General features: G+C 44.6%; 9 protein-coding genes and 1 pseudogene. All 10 read right to left on the reverse strand.

The window, feature by feature from the left end; translation table 11 throughout:
- Positions 1-113: 113 nt before the first annotated feature.
- Positions 114-1,610, reverse strand: coding sequence for a hypothetical protein (locus GO755_RS40390; protein WP_157591126.1), 1,497 nt, complete (start codon positions 1,608-1,610; stop codon positions 114-116).
- 31 nt (positions 1,611-1,641) lie between these two features.
- Complete coding sequence (locus GO755_RS41715; protein ID WP_157591127.1) at positions 1,642-2,043, reverse strand: hypothetical protein; 402 nt, start codon at positions 2,041-2,043, stop codon at positions 1,642-1,644.
- Between the two features lie 377 nt (positions 2,044-2,420).
- Complete coding sequence (locus GO755_RS40400; RefSeq protein ID WP_157591128.1) at positions 2,421-3,749, reverse strand: BT4734/BF3469 family protein; 1,329 nt, start codon at positions 3,747-3,749, stop codon at positions 2,421-2,423.
- Positions 3,750-3,827: 78 nt separating this feature from the next.
- On the reverse strand, positions 3,828-5,513 hold the full coding sequence (locus tag GO755_RS40405; RefSeq protein WP_157591129.1) for a YfjI family protein: 1,686 nt from the start codon (positions 5,511-5,513) through the stop codon (positions 3,828-3,830).
- Between the two features lie 107 nt (positions 5,514-5,620).
- Entirely contained in the window at positions 5,621-5,947 is a 327-nt protein-coding gene (locus GO755_RS40410) for a hypothetical protein (protein WP_157591130.1), read from the reverse strand.
- A complete protein-coding gene (locus GO755_RS40415; RefSeq protein ID WP_157591131.1) occupies positions 5,944-6,234 on the reverse strand; it encodes a helix-turn-helix domain-containing protein in 291 nt (96 codons plus the stop codon). The genes GO755_RS40410 and GO755_RS40415 overlap by 4 nt, the downstream gene beginning before the upstream one ends.
- Complete coding sequence (locus GO755_RS40420; protein ID WP_198175089.1) at positions 6,221-6,409, reverse strand: helix-turn-helix domain-containing protein; 189 nt, start codon at positions 6,407-6,409, stop codon at positions 6,221-6,223. The genes GO755_RS40415 and GO755_RS40420 overlap by 14 nt, the downstream gene beginning before the upstream one ends.
- Before the next feature lie 270 nt (positions 6,410-6,679).
- Positions 6,680-8,023 carry a site-specific integrase gene (locus tag GO755_RS40425; RefSeq protein WP_157591133.1) on the reverse strand — a complete coding sequence of 448 codons (1,344 nt, stop codon included), beginning with the start codon at positions 8,021-8,023 and terminating at the stop codon, positions 6,680-6,682.
- 424 nt (positions 8,024-8,447) lie between these two features.
- On the reverse strand, positions 8,448-9,551 hold the full coding sequence (locus tag GO755_RS40430) for a DUF6371 domain-containing protein (RefSeq protein WP_157591134.1): 1,104 nt from the start codon (positions 9,549-9,551) through the stop codon (positions 8,448-8,450).
- Between the two features lie 58 nt (positions 9,552-9,609).
- Positions 9,610-10,292, reverse strand: a pseudogene (locus GO755_RS41190) (hypothetical protein); the annotation flags it as partial.

Below are 10,292 nucleotides of genomic sequence, written 5' to 3' on the forward strand. Positions count from 1 at the left end.
TATTCAGAATTTCATCGCCCTCATAGCCCATGCTATTAAGTCTTCCGGCAAATGTTTTTATACCAGGCATATTGGGCTTATAGGTAGGTACTGGCCCCGGTATTGCAGTTAGGTTATTTGACACGGTTTAGAATGCGGTTAATGTCTGATTGGGTAGATAAACGTCGTTTCATCCCAGCAGGAATTGTTTGAGCATCTGACCCATACTGACGTTGTTCTTCTTTACTGTTATATATCCCCGCTTGGTTGACCAGCTCACCCTGTGTTAAATTGCTATCTGAAATTGGCACAGCCACCTTACGAGGTTTCCCATTGATGCGGGCGACAGCGTGAATGAATGGCTTATCCCCGTAGTAATAAATCTTGGAAGGGTCAACGCTGTCAAAGGTAAATGGGCTGGGTGTACCCTTCTGACCAGCAATACTATTGGTAAGTTTTTGGTCGAAATTGGTGGTATACACTTCATTCAGGCGCGACGAATAGACCTTCTTGTCATAATCTGGGTTAGGTATCTTCTCCTTCGCATCGAGAAATTCTACCGACGAGGCATAATCCTGTTCTGGCTGAATACCTGCCGCTCGAATTATCCCATCTGCAACCCGGCCTGTGGCACCTGGTTTTACATAGATAGTCTGACCATCAGGGGTCTTATAGGAGGGTATAGCTCCGATTGGGTTGTAGATATGATCGACAATTGTTGGCACCCCTCCAATCCCCTTAGCAGCTTTCTCCGCGGCTTCTGTCGCCAGGTGATGACGACGGGTCTCTGCGGAGTCGGACTTGGCGAGATTCAACTTCTGCTTATCCATCTGTTGATCCCAGACCGTTTTGCTGGCGTCCCACGGCTTCTGGCTATCCATCTTCCAGTACCGGCCACCCTGATAGCCAATCTTATTCATGTAGTCCGAAGCCTGCTCACCCGTCAGCCCTTGGCTCAACAGGTGGGCAACCAAGTCAGACTGCGACACTTCAACCGGGCGACCTTTGCTACCAAACGGAAGTGTCGGATGGTACGTCTTATCGAAATAATCAAACCCCTCTTTCGGTGGATCATACGCGCCCCGGTAGTTGAGCTTGTTACTTTTGCCGGAGACATAATCCGACCAATCCTGATCGTAGTTACCCAGTAATAATTTACCCTTACTCTTGGCTTCCTCTGCCTGGGCATAGGCCGTCTTATTTGCCAGCGCCTGCTGGAAATCGGTCGAGGCTTTCAGTTCGTTCTCATACCGATTCGCATGGTATGCCTGCCGCTCCCGCTTCCACCGAACAATGTCACCCCCATACTGGTTGGTGATTTCATCTTGCATCTGTTGACGCCACCGCTCCGTGTACTGGTTATTCAACCGGCGCATATCGGGAGCCAGAATATTCTGCTGGTCGATAAGACCCAGTGACTTCTGGGTCTCCTGTAAGGCACGTTCTTTTTCAGCCGCTGCCTGGTCAGCTATGCCCATTGCCATCGACTGGTACTGAACCGCCAGGGCTGCATCAGCCCGCTTCTGGGCGAAGTTATCAGTCGGCATCAATGCGAAAGCCAGGCTGGCAGGCATACCTCCCTGATACTGGGCACGAACGTTTTGAGGTGCATACAATGGATTCGTTATCATTTTATTAGTCACCTAAAAATTTCAATTCTATTTAGAGTTTCGCGGGGGTGGTTAATCTACTTTCAACAATTTCCTTCGCTTCCTCAAGTCCATACATACCAAGCATAAGCTCATAAAATTCAAGCCTGATGATGTCCTTTTCCAGCTTTTCGAAGACGAATCGAATTAGCAGTTTGGCTAGGGGTGGATGATACGCAATGAGTCCGTTTAACTCATCGAGTAGAGCGAACATTGCATAATTGCATCCACTGAGGTACCTCCTCAGATTTCGATCTGCCCGGTCTGCAAAAATTAAATGAGCGATAACAAGAGGGCTAGCTCCATTCAGTACGGAGAGTTCCCCATAGCGAGTGTCGCCATTATTTAAGAAATCTCGTATCGCATCACTATGGATGGGCCTTTCCAGGAGCTGACTGGGTGTTGGATTATTCATGGGACTTGCCTGCTTTTAGGTAGGATATTAAATCGGCTTTATGGAAATAAGGTCTCCCAAAACGACGTATAAAGCCAATTTCTGAGCGATGTCGGCAAAGAGTCCGACCGGATACACCTAAAAAAAGTGCGGCCTCTTTTTTTGATAAAAAAGGGTTATCGTTGTGATTATTCTTCATGTGTTCTTTGTCTACTTCTCCCTGACAAAGGTTGTCAACTCTTAGCCAAAGAGTGTAGCAAGGGGGCTGTGCAAGAAAAACGACCAAGATTAAGCCCGTTCGCTATGAATGGCTGAACGGGCTTAAGAAAGGTGAATTATGTGACCTTAAGCAACAATAGTCTGCTTTTTTGTGCGAGTCTTTTAGATTAATCCAGGGTTCATAGGCTATCCTCGCTGCATTTAGTAGGTACCCCCATCTGACTGAAATACGAGTCTTGACACTGCCATTCGTGAAAATTTTTCGCACTGATCATTGGCTTTCTGCCTACTAGGTTAGGTTCTTCACATTCTGATGCGCAACACCTTTCTGGTTCAACAGTCAATATCTCGATTAACCCTTCATTTTGCAGCGTTTTCTCTGTAGCTGGAGGAGAACATGTCTCCGAAATTGATGTATCAACCAGACTAATAATAGGTGGTTTAAATGGAGCAACTTCCCTGGCCACAGGTTCACTTAGTAACGTTTGAATTTGGTTACTTGGCTCATCGGTACTTTTGCCGGTTTTGCCGGTAACTGTACTACATGTTTTTGACTTATTTTTCAACAAGCTTATCCGATTGACTGGCTCATGGGGTAGTAGTTCCTTCCAGGTGATGCCCGCATCCCGACAACGTCCGAAAAATGCCTTTAGCTGTACTTCTTTGTAGCTACGAAGGCAATGCGTGTACTGCTTGTCACAAGAAGTAATTTGGTATTCAGGATGGCACTGACTAACAATGTGAAAATAATCCCGTCCACCCTCGCCAAAGGTGCTTGCTAGGTCGCAGCCGATAGCATACCAATTGTTATAGCCACTGGTAATGTCAATGTTGCGTCGGCTAATCTCACCAATACAGACTTCTACCCGTTGTCGTTCGGTATCGGCATCTTTCGTTTGACTGAACTGCCTAACTGGTACCGATTGAGGCTCATCATAGAGTTCGAATAGCATTACCTTCTCAGAAAAATACCCTTCAGGGTCGTAGGAGTATCCGCGTAGGCTAGCCACGTTCCTCGGCTTATCATCCAAATTGATTCTGTAGTGGGCAAATACCCGGCGTAAGGCGTCGAAATGTTGGCCATGCCGCTTGGGATGAGCAATGGGAACAAGACCCCAGTAACCCGTACCCGAAACAGACAAACCACAATAGGCCACAAAGGGAAGTCTACCAAGTTGGACCTTCAGATTAGCATAATTACGTATATGCGCGTTGTCCTTGAAGTCAATATCGAACTGGATAAGCCCACTATGGCTGCCCGGCACCAGGCTTGATGCTTGGCGATAGGTAAATACGCCACTGGGTGTAATAGCGGGTAAGGTCGCTTTGAGGGCATCCCGTTTTAGCTTGTCTGACTCTGCCCGTATTGTCAGTACTCTATCCCGGTATTTGGCATTCGTCAGCCACAAGTAGAGGTTAACAGGCTTTGGATTACTAGGCGTATTATAGTTGGCAAAGCAGGACACCTCTACATTCAGCACACTCTGGGTTGGTAAGTAGGTAGCCATAGTTTTTTTTGAAAACTTGTAGTACACCTACCGGCAAAACCGGCATAACTACTTTTGCCGGTTTTGCCGGTAGGTGTACTATGTATCTTGTGAAATAATTTGTGGGTGGATCAGATAGTGTGGCGCTTCGGGTCTGCCGGTCATCGGTGGCGTGGGTACTACCTCTTTAAGCCAATTTCGGTCAATTAACTCAGCCAGTGCCGAATCAACACTTGCCGTAGTATTGAGGTTAGCCCACCCTTTTTTCATTACGTCTCGAACCTTGAAGCCGTCTTTCAGATCCCCTTTTTTCAGATGTCGTAGGAGTTCTTTAGCCGCAGTGGCACTGACAGTGTCTAAGAGCCCATAGATTCGTCTGGCGTGGGATTGGAGATACTCACACCATCGAATTGCCATTCTAGCCGCTTCAATCGAAACAAGGCGCTTTGGCGCTTCCGAGGCTTCCACTGGATTCGACTCGCAGTTCAGTACGTGAAAGATTAAAGCTAACGAAGGTACCAGTGAGCGATACTTCGTAAAGTGCTCTTGGAGTAGTCCACTCTCATTAGGCAATACCTGAGTTTCCCACTTGACTAGCCAGTCCTTAAAAACCTGCTGAGCTTGTTCATCAAAGCGTGTATAAGGTAGTCGATTGTACTCGTTGGCAGGATAGGCAATGGCCGCAAAATCAGATTGCACAATTTGCTTAATCAGAGTAAAGGCCTTATCTCTAGCCGCTTTATCTGGAAATTCGTCTGTGTAGGCCCAGGCCGCCTTGTCAGGGAAGACGGCTAGTTGTAGCCGTTGCACAAACCCATCATTATCGTGTTCAGTGGCCGCCTTTAGGTAACCCAGTAGTCTTGACGGTTGAATCCCTCCGAATAAGGTAATACAGACGTTTTTGACGTGGGTAGTTCCTCTGGCCATTCGGTCAATGATAATTGAGCCATTCCCATTCCAACCTTCCAAGTAAAACGCACGATCTTGTTCTCGCCCAGATTTATCCCAGGCAGCGATTAAGGCGATTAACTCATCCCGAGTAACTAGTATTCCCGTTGGATTTTCATTGAGTAAATCGGCCAGCTTTTCAATCGTGGGATCGTTCGCTATAAAGCGCCGTTCGGTTGGATTTTTTGGTGTCTCGGGGTAGCCTATTGGATCCGTTGATGGTTTACCTTTTAGGCGATCCAACTCCTGCGATTGATACACTTTCTTTTGGAGTTCATAGGTCATCTGTTCTTGTTGGTACCGTTTTTGTTCCTCTTCAAACTGCTCTCGGGCTTCAGTGCTAATCCGATTGAGTGGCCTGAAAACCTCGTTAACAGAAGGAGTTTTCATTGTGGATGGATCGCCAATGACGGCTCCCCACACATTAGATACAATAGTCCAGTCATCACGATTTTTGGGCTGAATTGTCAACCTGGTGCCGATCAAGGAGGAGAACATAGTGATGGCTGCTACTGCCACAAAATCCAGGGGACATTTCATCCGGTAAGCAATGTCAGTTAGCCAGGGGCGCAGAGGCTCGGGAATCATCTCTGCTTCCATTGGCAGAACATCAAGTAGATTCGTTGTGATGGGCTGGGGAGCAGACCATTCTTCGGAAATGTTCTTTGTGCTTTGGCACGATTGCCGCTCGAATTGACTGGGATCGTACCCATCTATATCAACGTCATACTGGGTATCTTCTTTGTGATCAATCGACGCTTCAATCAGGCGATCATCCTGCCCAGTAAAAACAGGATATGTGGCTTGGTTATTAAGCTGTGAATGAGTATCTTGCATGGTCTTTAGGAGTTTTAACGGGTCGGGGCTGTAGGGGCTGCCGACCCGTTTTTCGTTTTATGGGTGCAGGCTGAAACTATCAGTTGTTTCCTACTGTAGAGGGTAAATCAGGACTGCATTGTTAGGAATGAGCGGAGACCAGCGATACTTGTAGCTATATGCAAACGTGAGTTTGATTCATAGACAGGATCACCAATGGTTTGAGTCATGGTTGGTAGAATCACGCGTATCTGACGACCATGGGCGGAGCACCGGAAAAGCAACCCGTAATCAAATTTTTGAATCAACCAGATTGAGAAGCCAGCGGCTCTTACTTCCTTGGCTACTTCAAACGAAAGCAGTGTTTTATTGCTACCAGGAGATGGGCCGAAAGGCAAGTCATCGTCATCTTCGCTAAAGGTGTCTGTTATTCGTGAGTTTTGTCGGGCTGTCATTTCATAACACCTCCTTTCGGTCTGGCAGCAGACAGCACTTCGGAACGAAGGTATCGAACTTTGTTACCTATACGTCGAGGATTGAGGATTCCACGTTTGCTCCAATCCCAGACTGTAACCTTGCTGACTTTTAGTGTTTGAGCTGTTTCTTCAGGTGTTAACAGTTCATCTGCATCATCACTTTTTTGAGTGCTAGATAGCTTTTCCATCAGATCAGATAGCCCCCGTTCTATACCCATCAAGCGATACACAATATCATCGAATGGATTTGGGTTAGATGGCGACATTGGCTTCCTGATTGTTTAAATAGGCCAATAGATCAGCCCGTTGTACATAGATTTTCCCAAACCTTCTTGCATGCTTTATTGCAGGAAGGTGTTGATAAAATGTCCTTAGCGAAATGCTTAAAAACTTAGCAGCTTCGCTGGCAGTGAGAGGTTTCTGCTCATCAAGCGTATTCATGTTGTTTTGTATGAAGTGTGTTACGTTCTTCATACTGCGAAGGTCTTACCGGTATAAGGGCGAGGTGTAACAACCCCCCTGTGCAACTTTAAAATAATTAACAGTGGGCAATTTGTATGGGAGGTATTTTGCGTAAAACAATAAGCGCATCTAGCTTATAATGCTGGATGCGCTTTATTATAGGAAGACAAAAAGTAACGGATAGTTGAAGTGTGATATATTATAGCTGTTTATGTTTGTTAAGTTCTTTATAATAGTATAGCGCCTTAACTAAACAACAATCTTCAGTACTGGTTTCTGTCCAAGATACTGACGCATTAAATCAAGCGTCTCAGCTGCATCAATTTTAATGTATTTTAGAAACTCACTTTCCTTTTTGTGTCCGGTTAGCTTCATGATTAAAACTGTGGGCATGCCTCGTTTAAACATATTAGTGGCAAAGCTTCTTCGGGCCGTGTGTGAAGTCACAAGAGTCCATTTTTCAACGCCAGGCGACATCTTTCCCCAACCCTCTGAAGTCTTCACAACAGCCTTGCCGCCTTTGGTAACGTGCTTTAAAATTCGCTCGTTGATTTCGGCCAACTGGCAAATCTCTTTTAGGTAATCGTTTGTTCGTTGGTTTGAGATACCAGTTGGTAATTGATTCTTATACTTTGCCAGTAACTGGGTGACAGCTTCATGTACGATTGGTATTTGCACCCGCCCGCCCGTCTTGCGCTGGCGTAATTCGAGATATTGATTACCAGCCTCATCGGTCTTTATGTGTTCAGGTTGAAGAGTAGAGAAGTCGGAAAACCGTAAACCTGTCCAGGCTGCAAAAATAAATAGGTCGCGCACTACAGTCATGCCGACAGCCTGTTTGCTTAGGTCAAGCTCGAAAATGCGTTGCAACTCAGCTTCAGTTAGATAGATGTTTTCAGCATCTTCACGCAGATTGGCAAACTTACGATAGGCCATATTAGTCGTGAACCCTTCGTCAACTGCTGCACTCATGAATCCCTTTACATTCTCGATGTATTTACTGACGTTGTTAGTCGCATAGTCTTTCCCCACAAGCCAGGCGGTGAATGCTTTGTAGAAAGCTGCGTCGATGTTGTCAAATAGGAGAGGGCGTGGGTATGTCTTAGAAAAGGCTTTCAAGCCATTCAATGTCGTCTGGTAACGTCGAATGGTATCGGGTGAAATAAACCTTCCTGTTCGGGCTTTCGAGCCGCGTACCAAGCGAGTAGGGCAGGTGTCGATATACCATTGTACGAAATCCAGAAGTGTCTTTGGTTTCTCAACTTCAACGACTGGATTCAGATAGTTATTAATTCGCTGTTTGACAATTTCTGTTGTCACCGCTACCTGCTTGGCTTTCAGGTCAATGATAATCGCGGCAATCTCTTTCTCTAGCCGGTCGAGAAAGCCATTGATCTGGCCTTTATCTATAGCATCAACGACGTTCTTAACTCGCTGCTTGGTATCGTTCCAGTGGGTAGGCATTACTTTAAAGCCAGTGCCGATGTTCATGCGCTGATTATCGAACCGGATAGCACAGGTAATGGGCGTCGGCTTCTTGGCTTTCGGGTCGCGTGGGAAATAAGTAACAGGGGAGTCAGATGAGCGAGGCATACACCAGGTTTGAGTCTTTTATTCCGTACACCAAAGATAATCGGTGTACGGATTGGTGTACGGTATTACTTAATTTATTTTAATCAGGCTTATTCTAGATTAATACTTGAGTACAGTAAAAATGCCCATTCTGATTAAATAGGAGCTGTTTTTGTGCTTATTTAGCAATTGGAGAAAATATATAAATTAAGTATGTTCGAGTCTCGCCTTCGGCACATAATTAAGCCGCAATCAATTGGTTGCGGCTTTCGATTTTTAGGTGGTATACGGATTGGTGTACGGAATTGGGAATTTATACTACAACTGACTTAACTGATGCAACCAATTAGAATACTTTAATTTTTACTGAAAGATTGATACGACACTTCGTCTAAAGCATTTTACAACTTGATTCAGTTTGTAGAGGGTTATTCTGAATAGTTGATTAAAGCTTCTCTCCGTAAATAATTGTGCCATCAGAAAGGATGAATCGAGGCCACGTTAACAAATCCCTAAGATCAACATTATTATTACTGAAAGGAATTTTGTCTTCAAGGTAACGGCTTACCATTAAGGACCTAACAAGTTTTCGCAAGGGTTGCGCTCGATAACGCCACTCTTCATACTTACCACTATCGGGCCATATGACAACTTCTCGTCCACTTAAGACGCTAAATCGGTCTGGATTATACCACTTACCGCCTGTAGAACCACCTGTTGCTATCCAAATATATTGTGGCCAAATTGCCGAACATACTATGGCTGTTGATTCGCCCTCAACTATAGCCACTGGTTTGGTTTTATCACGTAATAGGTGCTCTCCAAAATAGCATTGTTGTAAATTTGTGATATGGTCTGTGGTCAATTTCTTGCCCGCAAACCATACCTTTTCAGCTGAGTCCAATTCATAAAGTTGATTACGTTCATTCCATTTGTAAACTGTGTCATTGGTTCTAGCTCTGCGTCCGGTAATAGGATGGAAAGGCATAACCTTAATCTGTCGTAAATTACCCTCAATATCAAACTGAGGGAAGCAGGTAGCAAATGTGTGCTCATATTGCCATCGGTGCGATGTGCCGATGCAATAGCGCTCAATTTGTTGATCAGCCATTGACTGGCCGAGGAAGTAGCACAAATATTGATAAAAACCATTTCGCTCGATTTGTATTCGGCATAATTGATATAAATCAACTGGTAAATAGGTAGTATTAAGTAATTTAACTGGCCGGATTTGATCTAATCGGTGCCTATAGGCTCTTTTACTGTTTAAACCATATTGCTGGCATAGTTCAGATAAGGCAGTCTGGTAAGGTATTTTAAATACTTGACTATAAGCAGTTATAGGATAATAACGCTTACTCAGTGCGAAGTCCTGTATATACGGTTTTCCTTGCTTATCAGACCGGAAATAATATTCAGCCGAGTGTTGGGTAGTATCAAATAGCCTAACTGGCTGTTGATTTCGAATAAGAAACTGGCCCGTTAACTCCGATAAAATGGCTGTGCCAAAATCGGTTTCCAAGTGGTCGAATTTGGAGCTTGGTGACATGCTAAATGGTGTTTGGTCGTACTATTCGTACCGTTCGTACGGTACGAATAGTACGATTTTATGGTTTCTTTGTGGCTTCATCCTGCTTAACCCACTTTCTGACGGCGCCCTCAGAAACGTTTAATTTTTTGGCAATCGAAACGTTTGATAGACCTTGTCTCTTCATTTCCAAAGCTTCTTGCAGCCTGTTTGCTTTATCCTGCTCAGTTTGATGACGTAAATGCTCTTGTTCATTGCCGTATGTCAAAAATTCAAACTGCAAGAAATTGAGCGGCTTATTGACTTGACAGACAATCACATTATCGTCACCATAAAGTTTTGGAGTGTTCCTTTCTTTTATTTGCTTGATGTATCGGATTTGTTTATCCTTTGTACTTTCACCGATTGCAAAACAGGCGTCACAAAAATTGATGAGCATCTTGGAACCTTGAAGATCATTTCGAGTGATAGGTTTTGTCAAATCTCGTTTAGGGGTATGAGCCAGGCAGAGAATAGATAATCCGTAACGACTTTTTAATGCTTTCAAATGTTTCATCAATGGCAAAGCATCTTTGGCTCGTTCTGTCTCATTCCTTAGGTAGGCAAGATTGTCGATAATTAGGACTTTTGCATTGTACTTTTTGATTGCACATTCAAGTGAGTGATTTAGAAAGTCTTCAAACTGACCTCCCCCCGCCAAAGCGTTCCAGTATAAAGTAGAGAAAATCGGACAATTGTAGTATCTTAAAACAACCAGACAAT

This window comes from Spirosoma arboris, from assembly GCF_009754945.1.
GTDB lineage: Bacteria > Bacteroidota > Bacteroidia > Cytophagales > Spirosomataceae > Spirosoma > Spirosoma arboris.

What these genes read in the sequence shown, in the direction of transcription:
- GO755_RS41715 (WP_157591127.1), bottom strand. Translation starts at nt 2,043, where the DNA reads ATGAATAATCCAACACCCAGTCAGCTCCTGGAAAGGCCCATCCATAGT.
- GO755_RS40425 (WP_157591133.1), bottom strand. Translation starts at nt 8,023, where the DNA reads ATGCCTCGCTCATCTGACTCCCCTGTTACTTATTTCCCACGCGACCCG.
- GO755_RS40400 (WP_157591128.1), bottom strand. Translation starts at nt 3,749, where the DNA reads ATGGCTACCTACTTACCAACCCAGAGTGTGCTGAATGTAGAGGTGTCC.
- GO755_RS40390 (WP_157591126.1), bottom strand. Translation starts at nt 1,610, where the DNA reads ATGATAACGAATCCATTGTATGCACCTCAAAACGTTCGTGCCCAGTAT.
- GO755_RS40420 (WP_198175089.1), bottom strand. Translation starts at nt 6,409, where the DNA reads ATGAATACGCTTGATGAGCAGAAACCTCTCACTGCCAGCGAAGCTGCT.
- GO755_RS40410 (WP_157591130.1), bottom strand. Translation starts at nt 5,947, where the DNA reads ATGACAGCCCGACAAAACTCACGAATAACAGACACCTTTAGCGAAGAT.
- GO755_RS40405 (WP_157591129.1), bottom strand. Translation starts at nt 5,513, where the DNA reads ATGCAAGATACTCATTCACAGCTTAATAACCAAGCCACATATCCTGTT.
- GO755_RS40430 (WP_157591134.1), bottom strand. Translation starts at nt 9,551, where the DNA reads ATGTCACCAAGCTCCAAATTCGACCACTTGGAAACCGATTTTGGCACA.
- GO755_RS40415 (WP_157591131.1), bottom strand. Translation starts at nt 6,234, where the DNA reads ATGTCGCCATCTAACCCAAATCCATTCGATGATATTGTGTATCGCTTG.